The sequence below is a fragment of the Dactylosporangium thailandense genome (genome assembly GCF_059739745.1).
In genome coordinates, this window is record NZ_AP029195.1 from 5,633,146 (window position 1) to 5,658,472 (window position 25,327).

General features: G+C 74.1%; 32 protein-coding genes. 15 read left to right on the plus strand and 17 right to left on the minus strand.

The features are described from left to right. Positions 1-372 precede the first annotated feature (372 nt). Complete coding sequence (locus AC6JBM_RS24525) at positions 373-1,353, plus strand: hypothetical protein (protein WP_497985915.1); 981 nt, start codon at positions 373-375, stop codon at positions 1,351-1,353. Between the two features lie 14 nt (positions 1,354-1,367). On the opposite strand, the gene AC6JBM_RS24530 is transcribed toward AC6JBM_RS24525, so the two are convergent. Next, positions 1,368-2,327 (minus strand): NADP-dependent oxidoreductase, encoded by a 960-nt coding sequence (locus AC6JBM_RS24530; RefSeq protein WP_497985916.1) that lies wholly within the window; start codon positions 2,325-2,327, stop codon positions 1,368-1,370. 97 nt (positions 2,328-2,424) lie between these two features. On the opposite strand from AC6JBM_RS24530, the gene AC6JBM_RS24535 reads away from it, so the two are divergent. Beyond that, complete coding sequence (locus tag AC6JBM_RS24535) at positions 2,425-3,003, plus strand: TetR/AcrR family transcriptional regulator (protein ID WP_497985917.1); 579 nt, start codon at positions 2,425-2,427, stop codon at positions 3,001-3,003. Positions 3,004-3,006: 3 nt separating this feature from the next. Further along, complete coding sequence (locus AC6JBM_RS24540) at positions 3,007-3,378, plus strand: VOC family protein (protein ID WP_497985918.1); 372 nt, start codon at positions 3,007-3,009, stop codon at positions 3,376-3,378. 55 nt (positions 3,379-3,433) lie between these two features. On the opposite strand, the gene AC6JBM_RS24545 is transcribed toward AC6JBM_RS24540, so the two are convergent. Further along, a complete protein-coding gene (locus AC6JBM_RS24545) occupies positions 3,434-3,580 on the minus strand; it encodes a hypothetical protein (RefSeq protein WP_433606420.1) in 147 nt (48 codons plus the stop codon). A gap of 160 nt (positions 3,581-3,740) precedes the next feature. On the opposite strand from AC6JBM_RS24545, the gene AC6JBM_RS24550 reads away from it, so the two are divergent. Next, complete coding sequence (locus AC6JBM_RS24550) at positions 3,741-5,636, plus strand: glycosyl hydrolase family 18 protein (RefSeq protein WP_497985919.1); 1,896 nt, start codon at positions 3,741-3,743, stop codon at positions 5,634-5,636. Positions 5,637-5,729: 93 nt separating this feature from the next. Then, positions 5,730-5,909: a hypothetical protein gene (locus AC6JBM_RS24555; protein WP_497985920.1), complete on the plus strand. Its 180-nt coding sequence runs from the start codon at positions 5,730-5,732 to the stop codon at positions 5,907-5,909. 111 nt (positions 5,910-6,020) lie between these two features. Here AC6JBM_RS24555 and AC6JBM_RS24560 read toward each other — a convergent pair whose 3' ends face one another. Beyond that, complete coding sequence (locus AC6JBM_RS24560; protein WP_350626311.1) at positions 6,021-6,308, minus strand: YggT family protein; 288 nt, start codon at positions 6,306-6,308, stop codon at positions 6,021-6,023. Positions 6,309-6,440: 132 nt separating this feature from the next. Continuing rightward, positions 6,441-7,532, minus strand: a complete 1,092-nt coding sequence (locus tag AC6JBM_RS24565; protein ID WP_497985921.1) for a diguanylate cyclase domain-containing protein — start codon at positions 7,530-7,532, stop codon at positions 6,441-6,443. Positions 7,533-7,673: 141 nt separating this feature from the next. On the opposite strand from AC6JBM_RS24565, the gene AC6JBM_RS24570 reads away from it, so the two are divergent. The 3 genes from AC6JBM_RS24570 to AC6JBM_RS24580 all read left to right on the plus strand — a co-directional run bounded on the left by AC6JBM_RS24570 (position 7,674) and on the right by AC6JBM_RS24580 (position 10,434). Beyond that, the gene (locus AC6JBM_RS24570; RefSeq protein ID WP_497985922.1) at positions 7,674-9,035 is read left to right on the plus strand and encodes an extracellular solute-binding protein; all 1,362 of its coding nucleotides are present in this window, start codon (positions 7,674-7,676) and stop codon (positions 9,033-9,035) included. 231 nt (positions 9,036-9,266) lie between these two features. After that, positions 9,267-10,184 (plus strand): hypothetical protein, encoded by a 918-nt coding sequence (locus AC6JBM_RS24575; protein WP_497985923.1) that lies wholly within the window; start codon positions 9,267-9,269, stop codon positions 10,182-10,184. A 70-nt stretch (positions 10,185-10,254) separates the two neighbouring features. Continuing rightward, positions 10,255-10,434, plus strand: coding sequence for a hypothetical protein (locus AC6JBM_RS24580; protein ID WP_497985924.1), 180 nt, complete (start codon positions 10,255-10,257; stop codon positions 10,432-10,434). Here AC6JBM_RS24580 and AC6JBM_RS24585 read toward each other — a convergent pair. The 4 genes from AC6JBM_RS24585 to AC6JBM_RS24600 all read right to left on the minus strand — a co-directional run bounded on the left by AC6JBM_RS24585 (position 10,418) and on the right by AC6JBM_RS24600 (position 12,646). Next, on the minus strand, positions 10,418-10,750 hold the full coding sequence (locus AC6JBM_RS24585; protein WP_497985925.1) for an STAS domain-containing protein: 333 nt from the start codon (positions 10,748-10,750) through the stop codon (positions 10,418-10,420). The genes AC6JBM_RS24580 and AC6JBM_RS24585 overlap by 17 nt on opposite strands. Before the next feature lie 107 nt (positions 10,751-10,857). Then, positions 10,858-11,922 (minus strand): NAD-dependent epimerase/dehydratase family protein, encoded by a 1,065-nt coding sequence (locus AC6JBM_RS24590; RefSeq protein WP_497986521.1) that lies wholly within the window; start codon positions 11,920-11,922, stop codon positions 10,858-10,860. 56 nt (positions 11,923-11,978) lie between these two features. After that, complete coding sequence (locus AC6JBM_RS24595; RefSeq protein ID WP_497985926.1) at positions 11,979-12,197, minus strand: hypothetical protein; 219 nt, start codon at positions 12,195-12,197, stop codon at positions 11,979-11,981. Positions 12,198-12,241: 44 nt separating this feature from the next. Further along, positions 12,242-12,646 carry a DUF6158 family protein gene (locus AC6JBM_RS24600; protein WP_497985927.1) on the minus strand — a complete coding sequence of 135 codons (405 nt, stop codon included), beginning with the start codon at positions 12,644-12,646 and terminating at the stop codon, positions 12,242-12,244. Between the two features lie 54 nt (positions 12,647-12,700). Between AC6JBM_RS24600 and AC6JBM_RS24605 the strand changes: the two genes are divergently transcribed. Continuing rightward, a complete protein-coding gene (locus AC6JBM_RS24605; protein ID WP_497985928.1) occupies positions 12,701-13,522 on the plus strand; it encodes a transglutaminase-like domain-containing protein in 822 nt (273 codons plus the stop codon). Between the two features lie 344 nt (positions 13,523-13,866). Here the strand turns inward: AC6JBM_RS24605 and AC6JBM_RS24610 are convergent, their stop codons facing one another. Together AC6JBM_RS24610 and AC6JBM_RS24615 are read right to left on the minus strand one after the other, a co-directional pair. After that, positions 13,867-14,784, minus strand: coding sequence for a DUF3500 domain-containing protein (locus AC6JBM_RS24610; RefSeq protein WP_497985929.1), 918 nt, complete (start codon positions 14,782-14,784; stop codon positions 13,867-13,869). Between the two features lie 162 nt (positions 14,785-14,946). Beyond that, on the minus strand, positions 14,947-15,636 hold the full coding sequence (locus AC6JBM_RS24615; RefSeq protein WP_497985930.1) for a TetR family transcriptional regulator: 690 nt from the start codon (positions 15,634-15,636) through the stop codon (positions 14,947-14,949). Positions 15,637-15,822: 186 nt separating this feature from the next. Here AC6JBM_RS24615 and AC6JBM_RS24620 point away from each other — a divergent pair, with 186 nt between their 5' ends. From AC6JBM_RS24620 to AC6JBM_RS24630, 3 genes are read left to right on the plus strand one after another with little or no spacing between them, the layout of a single operon-like run. Further along, entirely contained in the window at positions 15,823-16,335 is a 513-nt protein-coding gene (locus AC6JBM_RS24620) for an anthrone oxygenase family protein (protein WP_497985931.1), read from the plus strand. After that, the gene (locus AC6JBM_RS24625; protein ID WP_350627128.1) at positions 16,332-16,604 is read left to right on the plus strand and encodes a DUF3618 domain-containing protein; all 273 of its coding nucleotides are present in this window, start codon (positions 16,332-16,334) and stop codon (positions 16,602-16,604) included. The genes AC6JBM_RS24620 and AC6JBM_RS24625 overlap by 4 nt, the downstream gene beginning before the upstream one ends. Before the next feature lie 10 nt (positions 16,605-16,614). After that, a complete protein-coding gene (locus AC6JBM_RS24630) occupies positions 16,615-16,812 on the plus strand; it encodes a hypothetical protein (RefSeq protein ID WP_350627126.1) in 198 nt (65 codons plus the stop codon). A gap of 14 nt (positions 16,813-16,826) precedes the next feature. Here AC6JBM_RS24630 and AC6JBM_RS24635 read toward each other — a convergent pair whose 3' ends face one another. Then, entirely contained in the window at positions 16,827-17,378 is a 552-nt protein-coding gene (locus tag AC6JBM_RS24635; protein WP_497985932.1) for a hypothetical protein, read from the minus strand. Positions 17,379-17,450: 72 nt separating this feature from the next. Beyond that, the gene (locus AC6JBM_RS24640; RefSeq protein WP_497985933.1) at positions 17,451-18,566 is read right to left on the minus strand and encodes a glycosyltransferase; all 1,116 of its coding nucleotides are present in this window, start codon (positions 18,564-18,566) and stop codon (positions 17,451-17,453) included. Positions 18,567-18,660: 94 nt separating this feature from the next. Here AC6JBM_RS24640 and AC6JBM_RS24645 point away from each other — a divergent pair, with 94 nt between their 5' ends. Further along, complete coding sequence (locus AC6JBM_RS24645) at positions 18,661-19,347, plus strand: endonuclease/exonuclease/phosphatase family protein (protein WP_497985934.1); 687 nt, start codon at positions 18,661-18,663, stop codon at positions 19,345-19,347. Here AC6JBM_RS24645 and AC6JBM_RS24650 read toward each other — a convergent pair. Further along, positions 19,334-20,239, minus strand: a complete 906-nt coding sequence (locus tag AC6JBM_RS24650) for an oxidoreductase (RefSeq protein WP_497985935.1) — start codon at positions 20,237-20,239, stop codon at positions 19,334-19,336. The two genes, AC6JBM_RS24645 and AC6JBM_RS24650, sit on opposite strands and share 14 nt — an antisense overlap. A gap of 110 nt (positions 20,240-20,349) precedes the next feature. Between AC6JBM_RS24650 and AC6JBM_RS24655 the strand changes: the two genes are divergently transcribed. Beyond that, the gene (locus AC6JBM_RS24655; RefSeq protein ID WP_497985936.1) at positions 20,350-21,177 is read left to right on the plus strand and encodes a helix-turn-helix transcriptional regulator; all 828 of its coding nucleotides are present in this window, start codon (positions 20,350-20,352) and stop codon (positions 21,175-21,177) included. 10 nt (positions 21,178-21,187) lie between these two features. On the opposite strand, the gene AC6JBM_RS24660 is transcribed toward AC6JBM_RS24655, so the two are convergent. Together AC6JBM_RS24660 and AC6JBM_RS24665 are read right to left on the minus strand one after the other, a co-directional pair. Then, the gene (locus AC6JBM_RS24660) at positions 21,188-22,198 is read right to left on the minus strand and encodes a MerR family transcriptional regulator (protein ID WP_497985937.1); all 1,011 of its coding nucleotides are present in this window, start codon (positions 22,196-22,198) and stop codon (positions 21,188-21,190) included. Continuing rightward, positions 22,185-22,868: a HEAT repeat domain-containing protein gene (locus AC6JBM_RS24665; protein ID WP_497985938.1), complete on the minus strand. Its 684-nt coding sequence runs from the start codon at positions 22,866-22,868 to the stop codon at positions 22,185-22,187. Before AC6JBM_RS24665 ends, AC6JBM_RS24660 begins: the two co-directional genes overlap by 14 nt. A 47-nt stretch (positions 22,869-22,915) precedes the next feature. On the opposite strand from AC6JBM_RS24665, the gene AC6JBM_RS24670 reads away from it, so the two are divergent. Further along, positions 22,916-23,275 carry a hypothetical protein gene (locus tag AC6JBM_RS24670; protein ID WP_497985939.1) on the plus strand — a complete coding sequence of 120 codons (360 nt, stop codon included), beginning with the start codon at positions 22,916-22,918 and terminating at the stop codon, positions 23,273-23,275. An 88-nt stretch (positions 23,276-23,363) separates the two neighbouring features. On the opposite strand, the gene AC6JBM_RS24675 is transcribed toward AC6JBM_RS24670, so the two are convergent. Next, positions 23,364-24,542 carry a TolB-like translocation protein gene (locus tag AC6JBM_RS24675; protein ID WP_497985940.1) on the minus strand — a complete coding sequence of 393 codons (1,179 nt, stop codon included), beginning with the start codon at positions 24,540-24,542 and terminating at the stop codon, positions 23,364-23,366. After that, positions 24,539-25,057: a SigE family RNA polymerase sigma factor gene (locus tag AC6JBM_RS24680; protein WP_497985941.1), complete on the minus strand. Its 519-nt coding sequence runs from the start codon at positions 25,055-25,057 to the stop codon at positions 24,539-24,541. Before AC6JBM_RS24680 ends, AC6JBM_RS24675 begins: the two co-directional genes overlap by 4 nt. Positions 25,058-25,327 lie beyond the last annotated feature (270 nt).

A 25,327-nucleotide genomic window follows, 5' to 3' on the forward strand; every position in this document is an offset into this window, starting at 1 on the left:
TAGGACCGCAACGGCCATCGCCGCCGGCGGCGTGCCGGCTTCACGTGTCGCGGTGGGTCCGCTACCGTGCCGGGCTCCGGCGTGCTCATGTGGCGGCTACCTTCCTGGCATCTGTGCCGGGCCGCCGACCGGCTCCGAAACGCCAGATACACAGAGCCAGACCGCGGGCCGGTCACCACCGCACCAAGGGTGCGCCGACACGTACTCCTCCAGACGCTACGCCGTCGGGCCAGCCGGCATAGCCGGAATCAGACGCGGACAGTCGAACTAGGCAATCCCCTGAGCCCGCCGCGTAGGAAGATAGGCGCCCGGGGAACCGTCGGGACGTCAGCCGCGTCCGACCGGGCGAGTCATCGGGCGATGGGGGAAATCATGCGACGCTCGGCCGCGGCCGCGTTCACGCTGCTGGTCCTGACGACGTCCGCGTGTGCGGCGCGCAACCAGGCGCCGCAGGAGGCGAGTGCCTCCGCCGGGCCGCAGGTGGGCGCCTCCGCTGCGCCGGAGGGCTGGCGCTGGGAGTCCTACGGCGGGATCGAGATCGCCGTGCCCAGGAGCTGGGGCTGGGCCAACGGCAGCCAGCGGCTGCACGCGTGGTGCATCACGCGCGAGGACGAGCTCGCGCAGCCGGTGGTCGGGCGCCCCGGTGCGATTCCCGCGATCGGCTGCCTGGGTGGGGACCCGCCCGACCCCAGCACGCTGGTCCGGAAGACGGGTCAGCTGGTGACCTTCGACCGCACGACCGAGCCGCCCGGCGTGCGGCAGGAGGGCGACCAGACGGTCGTACTCCGCGACGGTGTCATGATCACCGTCAACGCGCCCCAGGAGCTGCGGCAACGCATCGTCGACACGATTCGCCGGGTGGACGTCGACAGCTACGGCTGCCCGTCCGAGCACCCGATCGGCATCCACCCGCAGCAGCGGCCGCCGAAGCCGGTGGACGTGGCGTCGCTGCGGGATGTGGCGAGCGTATCGGCCTGCAAGTACGAGGTCGCCGAGGGAACCGGCAATTCGAGCCCGCGTTTGGTCTCGTCGCTGCGACTGGACGGCTCCGCGGCTGCCGGGGCGGTCCGCGAGATCGCGAAGGCGCCGGCCGGCGGAGGCCCCAACGCCCCGCAGACCTGCTCGCCGGAGGTCTCCTACGGCAACGAGGCCATCGTCCTGCTCGTCCGGTCCGCCGCCGGCCCGACCGAGATCCTGCTGCGGTACTCCGGATGCGACCACAACGGGTTCGACGACGGCGTCTCCGTCCGCACGCTGACCGCCGCCGCCGTGGCGCCTCTGGTCGCCGGTCCCAACGTGGTGTTCAACTTCTCCGGACCGAAGGAGAAGCTGCAGATCCTGCGGCCGAGCTGACAACCCGGGGGCGGCTAGAGGTCGATGACGACCTTGCCGTGCACGTGCCGGGCGGCCTGGAGCTCGACCGCGGCGCGGATCTGCTCGACCGGGAAGGCGGCCGCGATCGGCACACGGAGCCGGCCCGCCGCGATGAGGCGAGCGATCTCCTCGATGGCGCCGGGGGCGGCGTTGGCGCCGTTGGCGGGCGTGATGCCGTCGAGCTGTGCGGCGATGGTGGTGATGCGCTCGTCCGGGACGCCAAGTGCCCGGGCCGCCTGCGCCGTCTCCGTCCCGTACAGGTCGACGGCCGCGGTGACGCCGCCGGGAACCAGGGCGCGGACCCGGTCGGCGAGGCCGTCGCCGTAGGCGACCGGCTCGGCTCCGAGGGCGCGCAGGGCATCGGCCGACGCCGGCGAGCCCGTCCCGATCACCCGCGCGCCCGCGAGGCGGGCGAGCTGCACGGCGAACACGCCGACCCCGCCTCCCGCGGCGCCGATGAGCACGGTGTCGCCCGGGGCGGGCTTGACGACGGCGAGCGCGGCGGCGGCCGTGCACCCTCCGATGGCGAGGACGGCGGCCGTGCGGTCGTCGACACCGTCGGGGGTGTGGTGCGCGTCGCCGCCCACCGCGATGGTCCCCGCCGCGTCGATCACCACGTGGTCGGCGACCGCGCGCGAGAGGGCGCCGCCGAACACTCGGTCGCCGGCCGCGAACCCGGTCACGCCGTCACCGACCTGGTCCACGACGCCGGCGTAGTCGGTTCCGAACCCGGACGGCAGGCTCAGGCCGAATCGAGCGGCGGTCTCCGCGTCGGAGGTCATGAACCAGTCCATCGGGTTCAGTCCGGCCGCGGTGACTCGCACGCGGATCTGCCCCGGGCCGGCCTGCGGCGCGGGCACCTCGCGCACGTTCAGGGCCTCGGGGCCGCCGAACGACTCGAGCAGGACCGCCCGGCTCATGGTCGCCGGCGTATTGGCGCTCGGTTGCTGCATGTTCACGTGTCTCCTTGGGCGGCGCACGACGGCAACGAAAAACGGACTATGCTCCGTTTACAACAGGCACCGTACCACAACCGGAGCGTGATCCGTTTTGACCGACGCAGAAACTCGCGCCCCGCGGGCGGATGCGGCGCGCAACCGCAACCAGCTGCTCGAGGTCGCGACCCGCGTGTTCGAGTCCGCCGGCACCGAACCGTCCATGCGCGCGATCGCACGCGAGGCCGGGGTCGGCATCGCCACGCTCTACCGGCACTTCCCCACCCGCGAGTCGCTCGTCGACGCGGTCTACCGCGACCAGGTCACGCGGCTCACCGAGGGCGCCCGCGAACTCCTCGCCGAGCTACCCCCGCCCGCGGCGCTCCGGCGCTGGATGGAGCTGTTCGGCAGCTGGATCGCCACGAAGAACGGCATGCTCGACACGCTGCTCGCGATGATCGAGTCCGGCGAGATCGCCCATGCCCGGACCCAGACCGAGCTGCTCGCGGCGATCGACGAGATCCTCGGCGCCGGCCGGGCGACGGGCGAGCTGCGCACCGACGTCACCGCCGAGGACATCGCCGCCGGCCTCATCGGCATCTTCACGGTGGCCCGCCCGCCCGAGCACAACGCCAGGGCGAACCGCCTGCTCAACATCATGATGGACGGCCTGCGACCCCCACGTACGGTGTAGATCATGACCAGTCGACTCGCCGTCATCGCCATCGACGCCATCGAGCCCCGTCCCGTCGCCGACTTCTGGTGCGCCGTGCTCGGGTGGCAGATCGTCGAGGAGGAGGCGGACATCATCAGCCTGGCGCCCGCGGCCGGGGCCATGCCCGGCATCGACGTGGTGCGGGTGCCCGAGCGCAAGAGCGTCAAGAACCGCCTGCACCTCGACCTGCGCGCGGACGGCAGCACCCAGGCGCAGGAGGTCGAGCGCGTGCTCGCGCTCGGTGCCCGGCGCGCCGACGTGGGCCAGGGCCCGGACGCGTCCTGGGTGGTGCTGCAGGACCCGGAGGGCAACGAGTTCTGCATCCTGTCCCGGTCGGTGCAGGACCTGGCCTGAGTGCACGGCGAAGGCCCGGCGCGACGAGCGCGCCGGGCCTTTCGCATGCGACGGGTCAGCTGCCGGACTTCGGCTTCGACGGCTTCTGCGACAGCGCGCTGCCCGCGGCCTTCTTGTCCGCGCTCGTCGCCGTCGGGTCGCGCAGCACCTCGCTGGCCGCGTGGGCCGCCTGCTCACTGGTCTGCTTGGTGTTCTCGGCCATCGCTCCTCCTGAGTCACTCGATCCGTCAAGAAATGGATGCCCCTCAGCGCGCGGTTCAATCACACCCTTGTACCGGGGCATCGACCGCTATAAAATCCCGGAAAACAGTTAACAACCTTAACTGTTTACATGGGAGTGCTCTCGGTACAGGAGGAGCGAGATGCGCAGACCCGGCCGGCTCATCGCCGCCATCGCAGCCACCGTGCTCACGGCCGCTGCCGCGTGGACCACCGCAACGTTGAACACCACGGCGCAGGCCGCCACCACCAGTGGCGGCGTCAAGTTCGCCTACTTCACGCAGTGGGGCATCTACGCCAACGGTTTCTACCCCAAGAACCTCGACACCAGCGGCATGGCGGGCAAGCTCGACTTCCTCGTGTACGCGTTCGAGAACATCAACCCCACCACGCTCAGCTGCTTCGAGAACGACTCCGCCGCCTCGCCCGACGAGAACAACCCCAACGCCGGGGACAACGCGGGCGACTCGTTCGCCGACTACGGCAAGTCCTACGGCGCCGACATCAGCGTCGACGGGGTCGCCGACACCTGGAACCAGCCCCTCGTCGGCAACTTCAACCAGCTCAAGAAGCTCAAGGCGAAGTACCCGAACCTGAAGATCCTGGTCTCGATCGGCGGGTGGACGTACTCGAAGTACTTCTCCGACGCCGCCTCGACCGACGCGTCGCGCAAGCAGCTCGTGAGCTCCTGCATCGACATGTTCATCAAGGGCAACCTGCCGGTCCGCAACGGCTTCGGCGGCCCGGCCTCCGCGGCCGGGGTCTTCGACGGCATCGACATCGACTGGGAGTACCCGGGCGCGGCCGGGCACACCGGCAACCACTTCAAGGCGGCCGACAAGCAGAACTACACGCTGCTGATGGCCGAGTTCCGGGCCCAGCTCGACGCGCTCGGCGGCGGCAAGAAGTGGCTCACCGCCGCGGTGCCCGCCGGCCAGGACAAGATCGCGCAGATCGAGACGAACAAGGTCGGGCAGTACCTCGACTACGCCAACGCCATGACCTACGACATGCACGGCGGCTGGGAGTCGACGGGCCCGACGAACCTGCAGGACCCGCTGTACGGCTCGCCCAGCGACCCGAGCACCCCGGTCCCGCCGGGCAACGGGAAGTACTCGATCGACGCCGCCGTCAAGGCGTACACGACGGGCGACTCGGCCTACGGCATCCCCGGCGGATTCCCGGCGAGCAAGCTGACGCTCGGCTATCCGTTCTACTACCGCGGCTGGACCGGCGTCCCGGCCGGCTCGAACCACGGGCTCTACCAGACCGCCTCGGGCCCGGCGACCGGCCACGCCCTGTCGGGCAACGTGGCGGGCGTGTCGTTCTACAAGGAGCTCACCGGCTTCGTGAACAACCCGTCGTACACCTATCTCGACCCCGTCACCAAGGGCGCGTACTTCTACGACGGCACCACGTTCTGGGCCGGCGACTCACCGGCGTCGATCCAGCTGCGCGCCGACTACCAGCACTGCAACGGGCTCGCCGGCGCGATGATGTACTCGCTGGAGGCCCTCGACCCGGCCGCCACCCTGTTCAACGCGGTCGTCAACTCGACCAACGGGGCCACCGCGGGCTGCTCGACCTCGTCCCCGACGGCCTCGCCCTCGGTGTCGAAGAGCACCTCGGCCAGCCCGTCGGCGTCGGCCTCGCCGTCCAAGAGCCCGTCGCCGAGCCCGACCACCGGCACCTGCTCGGCCGCGGCGTGGAACGCGGCCACCGCCTACAACGGCGGGGCGGTCGTGTCGTACAACGGCCACACCTGGACCGCCAAGTGGTGGACCCAGGGCGACATCCCCGGCAACAACAGCCAGGGCGTGTGGACGGACAACGGCGCGTGCGGCGGCACGACGACCTCGCCGACGCCCACCGGCGGCACCGGCTGCGCCGGCATCGCGGCGTGGAGCTCGGCCACCGCCTACAACGGCGGCGCGGTCGTGTCCTACAACGGCCACAAGTGGACCGCCAAGTGGTGGACCCAGGGCGACATCCCCGGCAACAACAGCCAGGCTGTCTGGACGGACAACGGCGCCTGCTGACGGCGGCGCAGTGACGGCGGCCCGGGACCGTGAGGTCCCGGGCCGTTGTGTCATACCGGGCGGGCGACGGCCCGGGGCGGCATACTCGGGATCATGACCGAACCGGAGCTCGACCCCGAGCAGTACCCGCCGATCGACCCGCGCGAGCCGGTCCCCGACGACCCGGGTGAGCTGCTGCCGGACACGCCCGACACGCTGCCGCCCGCGCCCGCCGAGCCGATGCCCGGCGACGAGGACCCGCCGCCGGACGGTGGCGTGCCCGAGCCCGCGTAGGAAGCGCCAGATCATGGCTCGGGTCCGTCTTGGTCCGGACCGTCGCTCCCGCCAGACACCGCTCGGCGCTGCGCGCCGTCGCTGCCAGGTCCGCGGATGGTCACCCCACCCTCAGTAGAGCCAGCCGAGGATCGCCCGGAGCAGGATGATACCCAGGAAGACGACGATGAACGCGAGGTCGATGCCCACGCCGCCGAAGCGCAGCGGGGGCAGGGCGCGGCGGACCGGGGCGAGCACCGGCTCGGTGACGCGCCACACGGCGGCGATCAGCTTCGACCGCACGCCGCCCGGCGCCGACGGTCCGGCCAGCACCACGCTCCAGTCGAGGACGGCGCGGGCGATGAGCAGCAGCTGGAACACCAGCAGCGCCAGGCTCACGATGCCGAGGACGAGACCCACTGTTGACCTCCGTAGCGGAACGGGTGCGTACTGCAAGGGTGCGTCGGAAAGCTGAGAGTCCGCTGTGTGCGGGCCTCATCGGTACTGGAACCGCGATCGTCGCCTGCGCCTGACATCGGCAGCGACGCGAAGTTACCGAGCGGTCATGACGCAGGACACCGCGAAGCCGCCCTTGGTGGACTGCTTGACGCGGTACATGGCCTCGTCGGCCTCGCGCAGCAGGTGGTCCCCGACGCCGTCGCCGGCCTCCTCGGCGCTGGCCAGGCCGACGCTCGCGCCGATGCGCACGGTGGTGCCGGCGATGTCGAACGGCTCGCCGAGCACCGCCACGATCCGCTCGGCCAGCGCGACCCCCTCGGGCTCGCCGCCGGCCAGCACGACCGCGAACTCGTCGCCGCCGAGGCGGACCACGGCGCCGTCCGGGGCGGCCTCCAGCAGCCGCCCGGCGACCGCGATGAGCAGCTCGTCGCCGGCGGCGTGGCCGAGACGGTCGTTGACGGGCTTGAACTCGTCCAAGTCGATCAGCAGCAGCGCCTGCGGGCCGGTCGAGCCGGTGAGCAGCTCGGTGAGCGCGCGCCGGTTGGCCAGGCCCGTGAGCGGGTCGTGCGCGGCCTGGTGGCGCACGAGGGCCTCGTGCTCGGCCAGGGTGTCCAGCGCCTCCTGCTGCTGGCGGAGCAGCTCCTCGCGGGCGCGCATCGAGGCGCGGTGCTCGCGCTCGAAGCGGTACAGCAGCAGCCCGATCGCGGCGACCGCGAACGCCATGGCCAGGATCAGCGTGAAGTCGGCCAGGCTCTTGGCCAGGTCGGCGTCGGCGGTCTCGGACTCCTCGAGCCGCTGCAGGGTGTTGGCGAGCACGACGAAGGCCGGGTCGGTCCGCTGCTGCTCCAGCGCGAGCGCCTCGGCGGTCTTGCCCACCCCGAGCAGGCCGAGCTCGTCGTCGAGCACCGCGTGGTAGCTCTCGACCTGCCGGCTCAGCGCCTCGGAGCCGGGCAGCTTGTCGAGGATGTCGCGCTCGCGCAGGCGGATCCCGCCGAGCTCCCGGGCGACCTTCACCGGGGTGTTGCGGCTGGCGAGGGTCTTCCACTGCAGCGAGCTCTCCTCGTGCAGCAGCATGTTGAGCTCGTTGAGCTGGGCGCGCGTGCCCTCGTGGGCGCGGCTGCGGCCGTGCAGCTCGATGTTGGCGACGGTGACCGCGGCCAGCAGCACCAGGGCGAGCGCCAGCACGCGTGGCCACCTCCACGCCAACGTGTCCCTCACTCTCCCGCGCACGGTCCGACTATCGACCGCCACGGCGCCGACCTACGAGTTTTTCCGCCGGTCGTCTGGGCTCAGCCGCCCGGGCCGCCGGTCGATAGGACGGGTGTGATGAGGCGCACTGTGCTCAGGTCCGTGGCCGCCGCGACCGTTGCCGCCCTGGCGCTGTCCGGGTGTGCGAAGGGCGGCGGCGACGGCGGCGGAGCCGGGGACACCGTCGGCTACGCCGCGGACCGCCCGGCCGTGGAGCTCGAGTTCTGGTACATGCCCTACGGCGGCCCGATCCAGGACCGCGCGGTCATCCAGGAGACCGAGGAGTTCCACAAGGCGCACCCCAACATCACCATCAAGCCCGTGCGCATCCAGTGGAGCGACGCCCTCACCCGCCTCAGCACCGCCACGACGAGCGGCGAGGGCCCGGACGTGACGGTGCTCGGCACGACCTGGGTCGGCGGGTTCAGCGCCCTGCACGCGCTGCGGCCCTACACCGAGGCCGAGCTGGCGGCCGTCGGCGGCAAGGACGTGTTCGCGGCGGCCAGCTGGAGCGCCAGCCACCGCCTCGGCTCGGACGAGATCACCGCGCTGCCCTGGCTGACCGACGTGCGCGCCCTGTTCTACCGCAAGGACGTGCTCGCCGCGGCCGGGATCGACCCCGCGACCGCCTTCACGGACTGGAACGCCTTCGAGGCCACCCTGAAGAAGATCAAGGATTCCGGCGGTCCCGTCTGGCCGCTCGCGATCGGCAACGAGAACAACTTCGGCATCATCCACAACGTGGCCCCCTTCATCTGGGGCGCCGGCGGCAATCTGCTCGACGAGGCGGGCGACAAGTCGCTGCTGGACCAGCCGCCCGCGGTCGACGGCGTCGCCTACTACCAGCGCCTGGTCCACCTCTACGACGACCCCGAGGCGATGAAGCTGACCTCCAGCGACGTGCCGGAGGCGTTCGCCAAGGGCATCGGCGCCATCACCATCGACAACTCCCAGTCGGTCGGCGACTACCTGGCCGACCCGGACCGGCCGGGCCTGAAGAACGGCTGGGGCACCGCGCCCATGCCCGCGGGCAAGATGGGCCGCTTCGGCTTCTTCGGCGGCTCGGGCCTGGCGATCCTGAAGGCCGCGAAGCACCCGGACGCGGCCTTCGAGTGGGTGAAGTTCCTGACCGGCGAGGAGAGCCAGCGCCGCTACAGCGTCTCCTCGGGCCTGTGGCCGGCGCGCACCGCGGCCATCAAGGGCACCCGCCTGGAGTCCGACCCGGCGTACGCGGCCTTCCGCACGATGATCGAGGCCGGCCGCATGTACCCGTCGATCCCGGCCTGGATCGTGGTCGAGAGCATCATCGCCAAGGACCTCGCCGACCTGTGGCATGCCGAGCAGGCGCTGACCAGAGCCCAGGTCGAGGACATCCTGAAACGCACCACCGCCGACATCGACGAAGCTCTGCAGGACCCCGCCCAGACCGGCATCAAATAGCCGGTAGCGGGCATCGACGAAGATTCCCGGGCCGCCGTGTTTCGCGGCATCGGCGCCGGGGAATGCAAATTGCAAGCCGGTGCGACGAGGCGCCGGCGGAAACCCCCGCATTCGTACTGCCTTATCGACTGCGAACCGCGGGCGGAATCGAAGACGGGAGCGGCGGATTCTGCCCGGATCCGCCGCCCCATTCGTTACGTGGTCCTGATGTAGCCCTGCGATCGTGGTCCCATGCGCAAACGGGGGATCGTCGCCGCGCTGCTCGCCGCCGTGCTGCTGGCGTGCGCCGGGCTGCACGGCTTCATCGCCCAGCTGCGGGTGCAGAACCTCCGGCACATCGGCGAGGTGACCGAGGTCGTCGAGGGCGCGCGGCCCGGCACCGTGCTCGTGCGCACCGAGCGGTCCGGCCGCGGCGCCTGGTGGGTCGTCGACGACCGCGGCGAGCCCGTCGACGCCGCCGACGAGCGGCAGGTCCACAGTGGAGCGATGGAGGAGGGCTGCGCGGCCGGCGCCTGCTACCGCGTGTGGCGCGGCGAGCTCAAGGTGCAGCGCAGCGACAACGGCGGCAGCGGCGAATACCGGACCGTGTGGGAGATCGCCGGCCCCGCCTACACGGCGCTCGCCGACGGCTACCCCGGCCTCGGCGACCGGGCCGAGCACCTCGCCTCCCGCTCGATCGTCGCGCACGCGGTGCCCGGCGGGCACGTGCTGTTCGTCGCCAACGGCCGCGACGGGCTGCTGTACCGTGACGCCGGAAACGCCTGGCACCGGCTGGGCGCGCCCGACTCGGGCGAGGGCTGCTGCTTCTACACGCCGGTGCCGCGCCTGAGCACCGAGCCGGCCCCGTTCGACCCGACCTGGCCCGCGGCCGCCCTCGCCGCCGCCGTCGTGCTGGTGTGGGGCCTGCTGAGCCGCCCGCGCTCCCGGGCCGGCACCGCCACCGTGCTGTTCCTCGCGACCGCCGCCGCCTACGGTGCCGCGCTCGCCGTCAACCTGCCCGACGCCGGCATGGTCCCCGGGCTGCTGTGCGGCACCGTGTGGGCCCTGGCCATCGTCGCCGCCGGCTGCGTGCTCGCCCGCCGGCTCCCCGAGCGCCTCCGTGAGCCGTCCCCGCCGGAACCGCACGCGGCCGAATCCCTCGCGGCCTAGACAGCCGACGGCGGGCGAGTGCGCGGCGGGCTGGGCGGGCACCACCGCGGCATGCGCGCATCGGCCCTCGTTGCGTGGCCCTCGGCGTGTCCGGGACGGGCACTACAGCGCGGCGGCGCAGGCCCTGGCCGCCGCCGACCCGGCCTGGCTGGCGAGCCTGATCACCCGGCGGGTGCCGCTGGAGCGCTTCGCCGAGGCCCTCGAGTCGCGGCCCGACGACATCAAGGTGGTCCTCACGCTGGGCTCGTGAGCGCCGGCCCCAGCGCGTCGGGCATCCGCAGGACCGAGAGCATCCGGCGCACGCCCGGCGGGGCGGCCAGCACCACGAACCGCTCGCCCAGCGTCCGGCGCGTGCCGAGCAGCACGCTGAGCCCGGCCAGCGAGCAGAACGTGACCCCGCTCAGGTCGGCCTCGAGCCGGGTCCGGCCGTCGCCCGCGGCGGCCTCGAACGCGCCCCGGAGCAGGTCGGCGTTGGCCGCGTCGAGGTCACCGCGCACCGCCATCCGCACGACGCGCGGGGACTCGCGGCGCACGACCGTCGTCACTTCCATGGTCTCGAAGTTCATGCAGCATCACCGCCGGTCACGGTAGGCCGTGCCGCCGGGCCGCAGTACCCCCTTCGAGGTCGCGAAATGCCGGACGGTCGACGTCCGTGGTCCCCCGAAGGGCCTACTCAGTACGGGTTACCGGTGCCGGGCAGCCGTCCGCGCAACAGCCCGCCGAGGCGGCCGGGGCGGCCCGCCGCGCCGGAGAGCGGGGCGCTGCCGGCGTGGGCCCGGTGCGCCATGCCGGCGGCCAGCTCGCGCAGGGCCTCGGACGCGTCGACCGCGGGCCGCCAGCCCAGCTCGGTCGCGGCGCGGGTGGTGTCCAGCAGCGGCGCGGACAGCGCCAGCCGCACCCAGCCGGCGTCGACGGGCTGGAGGCGGGCGTGCCAGGTGGCGGCGGCCGCGGCGCGCAGTACCACCGCCGGAACCGGCATCGTCCGGCCGTGGAAGAGCTCGGCCGCCAGCTCGGGCGTGAGGACCGGGTCGGCGGCGATGTTGAAGGCGCCGCGGGCGTCCGACGTGAGCGCGCGCACGTACGCGTCGGCGACGTCGTCGGCGTGCACGGCCTGCAGCCGCAGCCGCGGGTGCGCGGGGACCACCGGGACGCGGCCGAAGCGCAGCAGCCGCACGGGGACGAGCGGGCCGAGGAAGTAGCGGGCGATCTCCGTGCCGGCGTCGCGCTGGAAGATCAGCCCGGGCCGCAGCCGCACCACCCGCAGCCGCTCCTCGGCCGAGTCGAGGAGGCCTTCGAGGGCCACCTTGTCGCGGCTGTACGACGAGGCGGCGACCCCGGTCGCGGGCCAGTCCTCGCCGACGCGGCGATCCTTCGGGCCGGGCGCGTACACGCCGACCGACGACGCCGCGACGAGCGCGCCCACCCCGGCCTGGATCGCGGCGTCGACCACGGCCCGGCTGCCGTCCACGTTGGTGCGCCGCAGCACGGCCCGGTCGTGGCTCGGCTGGATCTGCCAGCCCAGATGCACCACGGCGTCCGCCCCGCGGAAGATGTCGGTCAGCGTGCCGACGGCCTCCGGGGCGCCGATGTCACAGGGGTGCCAGACCATTTCGGCGTACTCCGAGCCGCCCGGAATCCGCCGCGCCACGCCGACGACGCGGTGGTCGCCGTCGGCGCGCAGACGCCGCAGCAGCGCGGTGCCGGCGTTGCCCGACGCCCCGACCACGACCACGCGCATCGTCATCGCCTCCTACCGGCCCTCTTACGGGGCCGGGCCGCCCTCTTGCCGGCCGCTTACCGGGCCGCGCCGTCCGCGCCGCCGTCGTGGGTGCCGGGGGCCGCGCCGCCGTCGGCGATCCCCTCGGTGGCGCCGTCGTCGGCCCCGCCGTCGTGGCCCTCGACGTCGGCGCCGCCGTCCGCGGTGCCCTCGCCGGTCCTCGCGCCACCGTCCACCGGACCCTCGGGCCCGGATCCCGCGGGTGTGCTGGTGACGTCATCGTCGTCGAGCGCCATGGCGCGGCTCCTTTCAGCTTGCCCGGATACCCGCCCGATCCCGGTCAATCGGGGCGAATCCGCTGCGGGTCGACGGCCCGGTCCGGGAACCGGCGCAGGTACTCGGCCTCGAGCTCGGCCGTGCGGCTGTCGTGGTTCGCGAGGGCCTGCGCGGAGCCGTGCCGGAACGTGTCGTCGCGGGTCTCGTGCAGGTGCCGCAGCTCCCGCGACAGATCGGAGTCGTCCAGCGCCCGGGCCGGGACGCCACCCGAGGTGATGACGGGCGGGGCGAGCTGGGCGAGGGCCTCGGCCGCCTCGTCGTAGGCGTACTCCCCCTCCGGCAGCGTCTCCACCGCGTCGATGACCCCGGCGGGCGCGTCGACCGCGACCGCGTGGCGGTGGATCTCCTCGCGGGTGACCCGCTCACGCCCGGTGTACACGGCGTCGAGCAGCTTCTCGACCTCGTCCATGCGGCCTCGATACCCCCGATGGCGCCGATGCAACATAGTCGGTACGGTGCGCTCGTGACCGACGTGACGGCGGGCTGTTCACTCGCGTTCGATGTCGAGCGGGCGGCGGAGATCGTGCTGCAGGTGGCCGCCGCGCGCCGGCCCGGAGTCCGGGTGAGCGACGACCTCGGCGTGCGCCTCAACGGCGAGCCGGTGCCGGTCACGCTCGTCGAGACCGGCGACGGCGGCCGGCTGCACACGGTGCGCAGCGAGCCGGGCCGGCTGGAGATCACCTACGAGGCGCACGCCTCCCTCGCGGCCGAGCCGGCGCGGGTCACGCCGCTGGAGCGGATCGTCGGCATGCGCCCCAGCCGGTACTGCCCGTCGGACCGCATGCTCGGCTTCGCGCTGCGGCAGTTCGGGCCCGTCGACCCCTTCGACGCCGAGGCGGTGGCCGGGGCCGTGGCGCGGGTCGTGGCGTACGTGCACGAGCACACCGAGTACCGGGCCGGGGCGAGCACCGGCTCCACCGACGCGGCGGACACGCTGCTGGCCGGCGCCGGGGTCTGCCGCGACTTCGCGCACCTCGTCGCCGCCCTGGTGCGGGCCCTGGACATCCCGGCGCGCACCGCGGCCGTGTACGCGCCCGGGCTGTCCCCGATGGACTTCCACGCCGTCGCCGAGGTGGCGATCGGCGGCGTGTGGCGGGTCGTCGACGCGACGCGGCTCGCCCCGCGGCCGAGCCTGCTGCGCATCGCGACCGGCCCGGACGCGGCGACGACGGCGTTCGCCACGGTGCAGTCGGGCCTCGCCGAACTGTCCACGATGGAGGTTCACGCGATCGCCGGCGGCGACCTGCCGTTCGACGACGGCACCAGCCCGGTCTCGCTCCCCTGACCCACGCGAGCGCTCGGCCGGTCGCCGCTCGCCGTGCCCGGACGGCCGCCCACGCTCACCCGGCCCGCTCTGCGCGGGGCAGAGCGGCGCGGGGCAGCCCGATGCGGCGCGGGCCGGGGCGGCGCGGGAGCAGAGCGGCGCGGGAGCAGAGCGGCGCGGGAGCAGAGCGGCGCGGGAGCAGAGCGGCGCGGGAGCAGGGCGGCCCGGCCCGCTCTGCGCGGGGCGGCCCGATGCGGGGCGGCCCGGCCCGATGCGGCGCGGGGCGGCCTGGGGCGGGACCAAGCGTGCCGGCGCGGCGTGGCCCGACGTGCGGTCAAGCGTGCCGACGCGGGATCAACGCGGTGTCAGGCGTGCGGGTGCTCGGCCCGGTGCTCGCGCAGGAGGTCGCCGCCGAAGTCGGACTCCGGGCGGCGCAGCACCGTGTGGGCGTGGTTGCCGTCGGCGCTCGTGTTGTCGTACTCGATGAGCAGATCGGGCCCCTGCACCCGATAGTAGTGGCGCCCGCCGCGCTCCGGTGGACCCTCCCACGCGAAGGTGAGGGCGTCGCGGTCGACGGCGAGGCGGACGTCGGCGGGGAGGCGGTCGAGGTAGAGCGCGACGAGGTCGTCCAACCGCTCCCGGGCCGCGCGCGGCAGCTCGGCCGCGGGCACGCCGGGCGGGGGCGGCACCACGTCGGCGCGCGGGCCGCTGTAGATGTCGACCGGCGCCTCGGGCCGGCGCAGCACGTGCCCGCGCAGCGACTCGGGCAGCGCGTCGAGGAGCTCGAACGCGAGGTCCTGCTCGGGGCCGAGGGGGCGCAGGACGGGGCGGCCGCGGTAGTACGTGGCCAGGGGGTTGGCGCCGAGGAACACCGGCGTCGGGGAGACCGCGTCGCCGTCGAGGGTCATGGTGACGGAGAGGTGATGGCCCTCGAAGCGCCAGCCCCAGCGGCCGGCCGGGCCGGGCTCGCCGAAGACGATGACGCGGTAGTCGTCGCTGTGGCGCCCGCGGCCGTAGCCCTCCTCGCGGTCCAGCACCTCCTCGAGCGCGACGACGCCCATCGCCTGGGCGAACGCGTGCGGGCGCAGCGCGGTGGCGAGCAGCCTGTGGGCGGCCTTGCGCGCGTCCGGGTCCAGCTCGCCGAGCGAGACGCCGGGGCGCGGCGCGGGCCGATACTCGATCCAGCGCCGCTTCGCCACGTCCTCGAACGGCGCGCGCACACCGGCCGGCGCGGCCCGCAGTAGCCGGGCGGCCTCGGCCCGCATCGCGGCGGCAGTCGTCATGCGACCAGTTCTACCCGAACCCGCGAAAGATCGGCCGCCCCGGCCCGCGTCGCGGCGGGCAGCCGTCACCCGAACGGCCGTCGCGGCCCGCAGCAACCAGGCAGCCGCGGCAGTCGTCACGCGACCAGTTCTACCCGAACCCGTCTCCACCCGAACCCGCTTCTATCCGAACCCGCGGAAGATCGGCTCGATGGTCGCCGCCGCGATGTGGACGTCCGCGGAGACCAGGGTGCGCAGGCGGTCGGGCGGGTGGTGCGCGGCGAGACGGCGCTGGAGGCTGGCGGCCTGCACGCGCCAGAGGCCGAGCAGCGCCACGGCCGCGATGTGGGCCGCCGGGGCCGGCTCGGGCGCGGACGACCGGTCGGCGAGCAGGCGCGCGGCCGTCTCGGTGAGGCGGTCGATCATGTCGTGCTGGTGCGAGCGCAGCTCCGGGGTGCTCGTGCTCAGCTCGCGGAAGCGGCGGAGGGTCTCGCTCGCGGCGGCCGGGTCCGGCTGGCCCGCGAGCCAGGCGGTGAGTCCGTCCAGCTCGGCGTCGAGCACGGCGAGCGCGGCCGGCAGCGGCGGCGAGCCCGGGTCGGCCAGGGCCGTGCGCAGGGCGGTCAGGGTGTCGTCGAAGCGGTCGAGGAGCAGCGACTCCTTCGTCGGGAAGTAGTTGAAGACCGTCCGCTCCGACACCCCGCACGCCTCGGCGATCTCGGTGACCCGCACGTCGTCGAAGCCGCGCTCCAGGAACAGGCGCGTCGCCGTGGCCGACAACCGGGCCCGCATCTGCCGCTTCTTGCGCTCTCGCAGGCCCCCGGTCTCCTCGGCCGCGGCGCCGTCGGGCAGCCAGGTGACCGCCGTGTCGCTCATCCCGCCATCGTACTTCAGCGGCTGCAGAAATCCTGCTACCGTAAACTTGCAGCGACTGAAAGAAGGTGACCCGGGTGCGGGAACTGAAAGAGGGCGGACCCCGCACCCGGGGGCTGGAAGCAAGCGACCTCAGGTGCGGGGCGGAGCTGAAAGAAGACGCCCCAGGCGCGGAAAGAAAGGTGTCCCATGGCGGTGCTGCAAGCGTTCGGCCTGATCCTCGCGGGGTTGCTAGCCGGCGAGGAGTTCATCGTCCGGTACGGGGTGCAGCCGGCCCTGCTCCGCCTCGACGACCGCGCGCACATCCAGGCCCGGGTCGCGCTCGTGCGCAGCCTGCGCGTCGTGGTGCCCGCGATCATGCTCCCGGCGGTGGCCGTCGCGGTCGCGGTGCTCGTGCTCGCCGACGGCCCCGGGACCGCGTGGCGATGGGCGGGGGTCGCAGCCCTCGCCGCGTTCCTGGGCTTCTCGTTCCTGGGCACGGTCCCGATCAACATGAAGGTCGCCGGCTGGGACCCCGACGCCCCGCCCGCGGACTGGCGCGACCGTCACCCGGTGGCAGCGCCTCGACGTGCTGCGGTCCTCGGCCGCGATCGTGGGCTTCGCCTGTTTCGCGACGGCACTGGCGGTACAACTGGGATAGGTTTCGGCTTCCTCGCCCGGGGGAACGCCAGCTGCGGCGAATGCGGGGAGGTGGCGGGGTGACGGCGGACGGACGGGTCAACGACCCGGAGGCGCTGCGGGCCGAGATCGTGCGCACGCGCGCCGCGCTCGGGGAGACGCTCGAGGCCCTGGCCGCGAAGGCCGACGTCAAGGCCCGGGCGAGGGCCGCCGCCGACCGCACCGTGCACCGCACCGTGGCGCGCCTCTCGGCGCGTCGCACCCGGATCGTCCTGGCCGCCGGGGCGACGATGGTCGTGGGAGCGATCGTCGCGCTCGCCCTGCGCGGCCGCCGCCCGAACCGACGTTCTTGAGGGAGACATGATGAAGCTGCTGCCCATCGCCGCGGGCCTGGCCGTCGGCTACGTGCTGGGGACGCGCGCCGGCCGCGCGAAGTACGAGCAGATCGTGGACAACGCGCGCCAGGTCCGCGCCAACCCGACGCTGGGCCAGCTCAGCGAGGCGGCCCGCAACATCGCCACGCCGCCGAGCACGACCTTCGGCACCACCCGCACCAGCTGAGCGCCGCCGCGCGGTCAGGGCGTCAGGAGGCGTTCGGCGACGTCGAACGCCTCCTCGCCCGCGGTGCGGTGCTCGGTCACGAACGCGTGGACGTCGCCGTCGGCGAGCGCGGGCACGCGGCCGCACGCCGAGATGCCGCGCAACTGGCTGAACACGCACAGGACCCGGCCGCCGGCCGTCGCCGCGGCCGCCTCGTGCAGGGACTCGCAGCGGCGGAACAGCTCGGCGAGCCGGCGCGACGCGGCGCTGTTGTCGGTGTAGATGCCGCCCCAGCCGACCTGCAGGAGCACGGCGAGCGGGCCGTGGACGAGGTGGTAGTTGATCGCGTACGAGTTCACGCCGTGCCCCGCGTGGCTCACGGCGACGTAGTCGGGCACGCGCGCCGCGAGGACGGCGGCGGGGAAGTCGGGCTCGAACATGTACATCCGGAAACCGTCGATCTCGCGCGTCGCCCAGCACCAGTCGCGCACGGTGCGCAGCCGCGGCCGCAGCGACTCGGGAACCGGTGGGACCGGCAGGCGGCTCTCCGTGAACGCGGCCACCATCTCCGCATAGGCGGTGTGCACGCGACGATTGTCCGGCCGCCCGGCCCGGCCGCGCAATGCGTTGCGACACCCGGAATCGCTCCGCCGAACGGCTCAGGTTCGGGCGGCGCCGATGCGCGGGCGCAGGGCCGCCCAGACCGCCGCGGGATCCGGGGCCTGGGCGATCTGGCCGGCGACGCGTTCGGCGTGCAGACGGTACGACGGATCGGCCAGCACCTCGGCGACCGCCCCGGCGGCGCGCGCGGGATCGTCGATCGCGACGCCCGCCCCGGCGGCGACGACCCGCTCGGCGTTCTGCGGCTTCTCGGCGCCCTTCGGCCACAGCACCATCGGGACGCCCCGGCTCAGCGCGGCGAGCACGGTCCCGGCGCCGCCGGCCGCGAGGACCACGGAGACGCCCGCGTCGAGCAGCTGCGCTATCGGCACGAAGCCGACGAACCGCACGTTCGCCCGCGCGTCGGCGAGTGAGCGCGGGAGCCCGGCCGGTACCGTGGCCAGAACGTCCACATTGTCCAGTGCCGCCACCGCGTCGACGAGGGCGTCGAGCGGCCCGGCCTCGAGCAGGACCGTCCCGAGCGTGACGAGCACCCGGAAACCGGCCGGGGCCGGCAGGTCGAAGGGCTCGGTCCCGGTGTACGCCCTGGGCCGGATCGCCAGCCGGTCGTCCGCCGGCACCCACTCCGGCCCGTGCAGCGCCGGCGGCCAGAGGTCCACGAGCGCCAGGCGGGCGGGCCGGGCGAGGCCGCGCGCGGCGTACCGCGGGGCCAGCCGCGCCTCCATCGCCGGCCCGAGCTCGGGCGGCGACACGGGCAGCCCGACCGCGTGCCGGATGAGCGGCACGCCGAGGGTGGCCGCGACCATGGGCCCGATCGTGTCGTACTCGTCCGCGACCACGACCTCGGCCCCGAACTCCCGCGCCCGGCGCAGTGCCGCGTCGAACGAGGTGTCCACGAGGGTCCCCGCGAACAGCTCGGCCACCGGTTCGAAGCCCGAGTTCATGTCGGCGCCGCCGGTGCGCCGGTCGTTCTCGGCGAGCAGCTCGTCGACGCCGGGCCCGGCGGGGAGCACCGGCAGCCCGCCGACCAGCCCGGTCAGCGACTCGGGGACGGCGAACGCCACGTCGTCCCCGGCGGCCGCGGCGGCCTCGGCGAGCGGAAGCAGCGGCAGCAGATGCCCGTGGATCGGCACGGCGGTGAAGAGCACGCGCATGGACCCGGATTATTGCACCGCGGCGGGCAACCGTTCGACCGCGTCCGCGAGCCACGCGTCGGCGCCGGGGCACCGCGGGCCTAGGCTGGCTGCCGTGATCACGGTGGCCACCTGGAATGTGCTGCACCGCGTGCACGCGGAGAACTACGCGGAGCCGGTCGCGGCCGCCTGGCCGGACGAGGCGCGGCGCATCGCGGCCGTCACCGCGCGGCTCGCGGAGCGGGACGAGGACGTCATCGCGCTGCAGGAGGTCAGCGGCGACCAGCTCGCGAGCCTCCGGGAGGTCTTCGCGCCGGAGCAGGTGCATGCCGTGTCGTACCCGCGCGTGCCGACGGTCCGCCGCGGCACCCCGCGGCTTCGCGACGTGCGCGAGCACCTCGTCGTGATCGCGCGGGGCGAACGGGTGGCCGGCGACGCGTTCGACGGCGACCCGGGCAAGGGCTTCCTCGCCGTGCGGACCGGGCCGGCGCTCGTCGTCTCGGCGCACGTCGGGTTCGGCGACGCCCGCACGGCTCAGCTGGCGCGGCTCGCGTCCCTCGGCGACGGCCCGGCGGTGCTGCTGGGCGACTTCAACGCGGACCGCGAGACGATCGCGGCCGGGCTCGGGCCCGGGTTCACCCTCGCCGAGTTCGCGCCCGGGGCGCCGCCGACGCGGCCGGGGGCTCGCAGTCCGTACATCGACCACATCGCGGTCCGCGAAGGAGTTCCCGGACTCGCGACGGTCGAGGACGCGGGCGGCCTGTCGGACCACAACCTCGTCGTCTCGCTCATAGGAAGCTGACCCCGGTCAGCTCCTCGGCCGCCGCCCACAGCCGCCGGCCGACCTCGGGATCGGCCGCCTCGCGGCTGAGCCGGGCCGCGGTGACCCGCCCGCGCGTCTCGAAGAGCCCGGCCGGCCCGAAGAACTCCCCGCCCCGCACGCCGGGGTCGGTCGCGGCCCGCAGCTGCGGCAGCGCGCCCTGCTCGACCGGCTGGGTGGCGAGCAGCCCGGCCCGGGCGATCACGCGCCCGAGCCGCCCGCGGTGCTCCCAGGCCCGCGGCGTGAGGTTGGTGCGGGTCAGCCCCGGGTGCGCGAGGGCGCTGACGATCGGCGACCCGGCCGCGCGCAGGCGCCGGTCCAGCTCGACGCCGAAGACGGTGGTGGCGAGCTTGGACCGGCCGTACGCGGGCGAGGCCCGGTAGCCGCGCTCGAACATCAGGTCGTCGAAGTCGAGGTGCGCGGTCTTGTGCGTGATCGAGCTCAGGTTCACCACCCGCGGCGCCGGGGCCGCGGCCAGATTGCCCAGCAGCAGCCCGGTCAGCGCGAAGTGCCCGAGCAGGTTGGTGCCCAGCTGCAGCTCGAAGCCGTCGGCGGTGGTCCGGCGGGGGCCGAGCAGCACCACGCCGGCGTTGTTGACCAGCAGGTCGAGGACGGGGTGGTCGGCGGCCAGCCCCGCCGCGAACGCGCGCACCGAGGCGAGCGAGGCCAGGTCCAGCTCCCGGACCTCGACGTCGCCGCCGATGCGCCGGGCGGCCTCGGCCCCGGCGGCGGTGTTGCGCACGGCGAGCACGACCCGGGCGCCGTGCCGGGCCAGCTCGGTCGCGGTGACCAGGCCGAGGCCCGAGTTCGCGCCGGTCACGACGGCGACCCGGCCGTGCTGGGCGGGCATGTCGGCGGTGGTCCATCCGGTCATCTGCGGCCTCCAAACGTTCGTGGTCGACACGACGCTAGAGCCGCCGGGCCCGGCTTCCGTCGTTCTGCCAGACCTACCCTGGGCGCCCGGCGGCGCGGCACACTTGCCCCATGACCCATCCGTACGCCCGCGAGCTCGGCGACTTCCTGCGCGCCCGCCGCGACCGCCTCCGCCCGCGCGACGTGGGCCTGGAGCCGGGCGGCCGCCGCAAGGTCGCCGGGCTGCGCCGCGAGGAGCTGGCCCTGCTGGCCGGGCTGAGCACCGACTACTACCAGCGGATGGAGCAGGGGCGCGAGGTACGGCCGTCGGATGACGTGCTCGACGCGCTCGCCGGTGCCCTCGGCCTCGACGAGCAGGAGCGCCGGCACCTGTTCACCCTCGCCCAGGCCGCGCGCCGGCCGATGCCGGCCCGGGTCGAGCGCGTGCCGGAGCGGGTGCCGGACAGCACCCGGCGGCTGCTGCGCGTGATGGACACCCCGGCGGTCGTGCTCGGCCGCCACCTGGACCTGCTGGACTGGAACCCGAAGGCGGTGGCGCTGCTCGGCGACCCGGACGACTACCCGCCGGACCGGCTCAACATGCTGCTGCTCATGTTCGACGACACGCTCACGAGCCGGCGCAGCTGCCCCGACTGGGAGCAGCAGGCCCTGGACTACATCGGCATGATGCGCGCCGCGGTCGCCACCGACCCCACGCACCCGCGGGCCACCGCGATCGTCGGCGAGCTGAGCATCCGCAGCGCCGAGTTCCGGCGGTTGTGGGGGCGCCACGACGTACGCGAATCGGTCAGCGGCACCAAGACGTTCCGGATCCCCGAGGTCGGCGACGTCGTGCTCGACTGGGACACGTACCCGCTGCCGGGCAACCCCGGCCCGGTCATGCTGGTGTTCACCGCCGAGCCGGGCACTGCCCACGCCGAGCGCCTGCGGCTGCTGTAGCCCCCGGGCGTCAACCGTCCCCGGCCGCGATCATCTGCGCGAGGGCCCCGGCGACGAGGGCCACGGGCCGGTCGTCGTCGCCGGCCAGGCGCCGCAGGGTGTCCAGCGCCACCGTTCCGGGCAGCTCGGCCAGCGCCTGCGTCAGCCGAATCCGCTCGGCCGGGCCGGCCCCGGGCGCGTCGAGCTCGGCGACGAGCGCGCCGAGGATCCGCCCGCCCCACTCCCCCTCCCGGGCCAGCGCCCCGAGCAGCTCGGCCGCCTCGACGTCGTTCGGCCCCTCGACGACCATCCCGACGAGCGTCGGTACGGCCGCGGTCACCCCTCGCGCGCCCAGCGCGAGCGCGGCCTGCCGCCGGATCGCGGCGTCCTCGTCCTCCAGCGCCCCCGCCAGCAGCTCGGTCGCCTCCTCCCCGGGCAGCTCCGCGAGCGCCAGCACCGCCCGCCGCCGGACCTCCGCGTCGCCGGAGCGCAGCCCCGCGGCCAGCCCCGCGACCCCCTCGCCCCCGGCCCGCGCCAGGGCCCACCGCAGCGCCCCGGCCACGTTCGGGTCCGACTCGGTGAGCACCGCACGGGCGAGCACGTCGGCCGGGACGGGCGCGGCCTCGGCCGGCGCGAGGGCGGCCTGCTGCCGGCGCGCCGCGCTCGGCGAGGCCAGCCCGTGCAGCAGCTCCACGACCCGGGCGACGTCTGGCCAGGCGGCGGGCCCGGCCGCGTCGACCGTCCGGAGCCGGTCGAGCAGCTCCCGCTCCCGCTCAAGGCGCTCCCCGGTCCGCCGAATGAGGTCGCGGACCAGCGCGGACGGCGTGAACCCGGGGTCCTCGAGCGTGCGCGCGATCTCCCGCAGCGACAACCCGAGCGACCGCAGGCCCTCCACGTAGAAGATCCGCCGGACGTCCTGCTGGGTGTACTCCCGGTATCCGCCCACCGTCCGCCCGGTCGGGCGCACCAGCCCGAGGGAGTCGTAGTGCCGCAGCATCCGCGCACTCACCCCGGACCGGCGCGCCACCTCACCGATCAGCACGCAACTGCTCCTCCCGTTCCCGCCCGAGCGCGTCCACCCGCCTCGCCGCGTCCACGTCCGGCGCGAACGCCGCGTCGGGATCGAGCAGCAGCCGCTCGGTCGCGGCCGCGTGCGCCCGCACCCCGGCGTCGGGGTGCGCCGCGGCCGCCCGCAGCACCGGCTCGACGACCTCCCCGAGCCCGGCGAGGACCCGGCTCAGGCTCAGTTGTACCTCCCGGTCGCCCCGCCCGAGCTGCGTACCCAGTTCCGCGGCGAGCGCCGCCCGCTCACCGTCGGGCACGAGCACGACCGCCGCCCGCCATGCCGCCCGGGCGACCTCGTCGTCCCCGTCGCGCAGCAACGCGACCGTGACCGCGGGCCAGGCCCCGGCGTCCCCGATCTTCGACAGCGTGTGCAGCGCCTGGCTGCGCGCCTGCGCCCGCTCGGACTTGAGCTCCGCGAGCAGGCGCGGCACGGTGACCTCGCGCGGCAGGCGGGTGAGCGCCCACGTGAGCATGTCGCGCACGAAGAAGTCCGGCTCGACCGCACACCGCGCCACGAGCGCGTCGGCGTACCCGTCGCCGGGCCGCGTCCCGATCGCGAGCGCCGCCTTGAGCCGCGTGGACGCCTTGGACGCGCCGAGCGCGTCCGCGAGCCGCGTGTCGTATTCGTAGCCGGATGCCGAGTTCATGCGAACCAGTCAAGGCCTTGACACAGTGAGAAGGTCAAGGCGGATGGGTGATCGAGACGACCGGCTTCAACGCGGTCTGGCCGGACGGCTTCAGCGTCGAGTCGACCATGGACCCGTACTGCCTCGCCGGAGAGCACGACGCGTCCATCTCCGTGCAGGGCCCGGCGCACATCGCCGACCCGGACGTGATGATCGCCGAGGGCCAGGCGGTCGTCGCCCGCCGCACGATGGGCCGGGGCGTGCGGGTCCTCGAGCTGGCGTACGAGCACGAGGGCGAACCGTGGTGGCAGGGCGTGTACCTGTACCCGCGCAAGGACGGCCGCGTGCTCGTCTTCACCGCACAGTCCCGCGAGCCCGGCGTCGCCGCCGCCCGCCACGGTGTGGAGTGGATGCTGGGCCTGGTGTGAGCCGCGGCCCTGACGGGAGGTCCAGCTCGCGCGCCGCAGCACCCCGCCGGCCGGGACGATGATCGGGGTCCCGGCCGGCGTGGCCCACTCAGCCGGGGTACCGGATCAGCGTTATCGGCCTCGACACCAGCGTGACGGTGCGCAGCGCGCCGGTGTCGCGGGCGATCAGCTCGACGGACACGGACCCGGCGGTGAACGGGTCGCTGCGGCTCGGCGCGATGTGGAGCAGCAGCGGCCCGTCGGCGTGGATGCCGAGCAGGTAGCGCTCGTCCGGCTGTCCGTACTCGACACCCCCGTTCGCGGCGGAGCGCTGGGCCGCGGGGATTCGGTCGGGCAGCGGGTACCGCCCGGTCAGTGTTCCGCTGTCGATGTCGAACCCCACGAGGAACCGGTTCCGCTCCCCTGCGGCCGTGTCGTGGGTGCCGATGAACAGCGTATGGTCGTCCGGGCCCAGCACCGGCGTCCCGAGTTCGGCCAGAACCGCCTCTGTAGGGCGCAGCCCCAGATCGGCGGCGGGAATGTCGCGAATGACCCGCCCGGTCGTGCCGTCGGCCAGGCGCAGCCCGGAAAAGGAGGACTCGGGCGACGGGCACAGCACCAGCACACCCGAGTCGCGCACCGCACACACCCGGCCGGAAAGCCCAGGATCCAGCGGTACCGTCGTGCGTGCCCCGGTACCGAGGTCGACCATGTACGTGACGACGGAGTTCGTCGCCGCGGACCCGTCGGCGATCTGCACCACCAGCCGCCGGCTGTCCGGCGACCAGCTCGCGCCGGACCTCGTGTCCCCGCCGGCGAACTCGTGCCGCGCGGTGCCGGTCAGATCGCGCAGGACCCTCGACCCGTCGGGGCGCTGCACCAGCAGCCACCGCCCGTCCGGCGAAATCCCGTCAACGCTCAACCCATTGATTCGGTACTGGCTGCCGTCCGCGGTCACCAGGACCCAGCGGTTCTCGTCGCCATCGTCGCCCAGGTACGCCAGCGCGGCCGGCCCGACGCCACGATCCTCGGGCAGCATCGGCGGAGACGCCTGCGGGACCAGGCGCCCCGGCAGCCCCGCAACAGTCGACATCGGGCCCTGATCGTCCTTGCCGCCGAACGGCACTCCGACCCCGATCAGTCCGGCGACCACGAGCAGCGCCGCCGCGGCCGGCACCAGACGCGCCATCATCCGCCGGCGCCTGACCACCCGCAGGGCACGGTCGGTCACGTCATAGGTGCGCGCGTCGCCCGCCTCCTCGACCAGCAGGTCCCTCAGCCCGGTCACGCCAGTACCTCCGAATCCTCAATGAGTTCAGCGAGTTCGGGCGCGATGACCCGCAACCGGGCCAGCGCGTGGTGGGTCTGGCTCTTGACCGAACCGACCGAGCAGCCGAGCGCGTCGGCGGTGTCGGCCTCGGACAGGTCCTCGAAGTACCGCAGGACGATCACCGCCCGTTGCCCCGGAGCCAGCTTCGCCAGCGCGGTGCGCAACACGATCCGGCGTACCGCCTCGGCCGACTCGTCCCGCCCGGTCGCCCGCTCGGGCGGGTCCGTCGTGGGCATCTCCAGCACGCGCCGGCCCCGCCACGACGAGACGTGCTCGTGGTACAGCGCCCGCCGCACGTAGGCGTCCGGCGCACCCGCCTGACTCACCCGGCGCCAGTGCCGGGCCACCTTGACGAGCGTGACCTGCACCAGGTCCTCGGCCGCGTGATGGTCGCCCGTCAACAAGTACGCGATCCGCGACAGCCGCCCCAGCCGTGCCGACACGAACTCCCGGAACCCTGCCTCATCGTCCACCAGCACCCCTCAAAACGTCGTCTCACCCCGGTACACGAGACTTGCGGCGTCCGGGGTTGGCACTGGATCGGAAACGCTCTCGCGACCTGTGCTGCCCCGTGGACTTTCTGGAGTTCGACCTGCTGGCCGAACCATTGCGCCAGAAGTCGGCGGTGTCGAAGGCCAAGTACGGCGCACGACGTGGTGTGGGTCTTCCCGTCGCGAGGACTATGGCGTGGCCGCCCGGTGACCCGCGGCGGGATGTGTTCGTGGCGGCGATGGCGACGCCGT

Bases quoted from the DNA above. Each gene is read 5' to 3' on its own strand.
- AC6JBM_RS24525 (WP_497985915.1), top strand. From the start codon at position 373: ATGCGACGCTCGGCCGCGGCCGCGTTCACGCTGCTGGTCCTGACGACG.
- AC6JBM_RS24530 (WP_497985916.1), bottom strand. From the start codon at position 2,327: ATGCAGCAACCGAGCGCCAATACGCCGGCGACCATGAGCCGGGCGGTC.
- AC6JBM_RS24540 (WP_497985918.1), top strand. From the start codon at position 3,007: ATGACCAGTCGACTCGCCGTCATCGCCATCGACGCCATCGAGCCCCGT.
- AC6JBM_RS24545 (WP_433606420.1), bottom strand. From the start codon at position 3,580: ATGGCCGAGAACACCAAGCAGACCAGTGAGCAGGCGGCCCACGCGGCC.
- AC6JBM_RS24550 (WP_497985919.1), top strand. From the start codon at position 3,741: ATGCGCAGACCCGGCCGGCTCATCGCCGCCATCGCAGCCACCGTGCTC.
- AC6JBM_RS24555 (WP_497985920.1), top strand. From the start codon at position 5,730: ATGACCGAACCGGAGCTCGACCCCGAGCAGTACCCGCCGATCGACCCG.
- AC6JBM_RS24570 (WP_497985922.1), top strand. From the start codon at position 7,674: ATGAGGCGCACTGTGCTCAGGTCCGTGGCCGCCGCGACCGTTGCCGCC.
- AC6JBM_RS24575 (WP_497985923.1), top strand. From the start codon at position 9,267: ATGCGCAAACGGGGGATCGTCGCCGCGCTGCTCGCCGCCGTGCTGCTG.
- AC6JBM_RS24585 (WP_497985925.1), bottom strand. From the start codon at position 10,750: ATGAACTTCGAGACCATGGAAGTGACGACGGTCGTGCGCCGCGAGTCC.
- AC6JBM_RS24590 (WP_497986521.1), bottom strand. From the start codon at position 11,922: ATGCGCGTGGTCGTGGTCGGGGCGTCGGGCAACGCCGGCACCGCGCTG.
- AC6JBM_RS24595 (WP_497985926.1), bottom strand. From the start codon at position 12,197: ATGGCGCTCGACGACGATGACGTCACCAGCACACCCGCGGGATCCGGG.
- AC6JBM_RS24600 (WP_497985927.1), bottom strand. From the start codon at position 12,646: ATGGACGAGGTCGAGAAGCTGCTCGACGCCGTGTACACCGGGCGTGAG.
- AC6JBM_RS24610 (WP_497985929.1), bottom strand. From the start codon at position 14,784: ATGACGACTGCCGCCGCGATGCGGGCCGAGGCCGCCCGGCTACTGCGG.
- AC6JBM_RS24615 (WP_497985930.1), bottom strand. From the start codon at position 15,636: ATGAGCGACACGGCGGTCACCTGGCTGCCCGACGGCGCCGCGGCCGAG.
- AC6JBM_RS24620 (WP_497985931.1), top strand. From the start codon at position 15,823: ATGGCGGTGCTGCAAGCGTTCGGCCTGATCCTCGCGGGGTTGCTAGCC.
- AC6JBM_RS24630 (WP_350627126.1), top strand. From the start codon at position 16,615: ATGAAGCTGCTGCCCATCGCCGCGGGCCTGGCCGTCGGCTACGTGCTG.
- AC6JBM_RS24640 (WP_497985933.1), bottom strand. From the start codon at position 18,566: ATGCGCGTGCTCTTCACCGCCGTGCCGATCCACGGGCATCTGCTGCCG.
- AC6JBM_RS24650 (WP_497985935.1), bottom strand. From the start codon at position 20,239: ATGACCGGATGGACCACCGCCGACATGCCCGCCCAGCACGGCCGGGTC.
- AC6JBM_RS24655 (WP_497985936.1), top strand. From the start codon at position 20,350: ATGACCCATCCGTACGCCCGCGAGCTCGGCGACTTCCTGCGCGCCCGC.
- AC6JBM_RS24665 (WP_497985938.1), bottom strand. From the start codon at position 22,868: ATGAACTCGGCATCCGGCTACGAATACGACACGCGGCTCGCGGACGCG.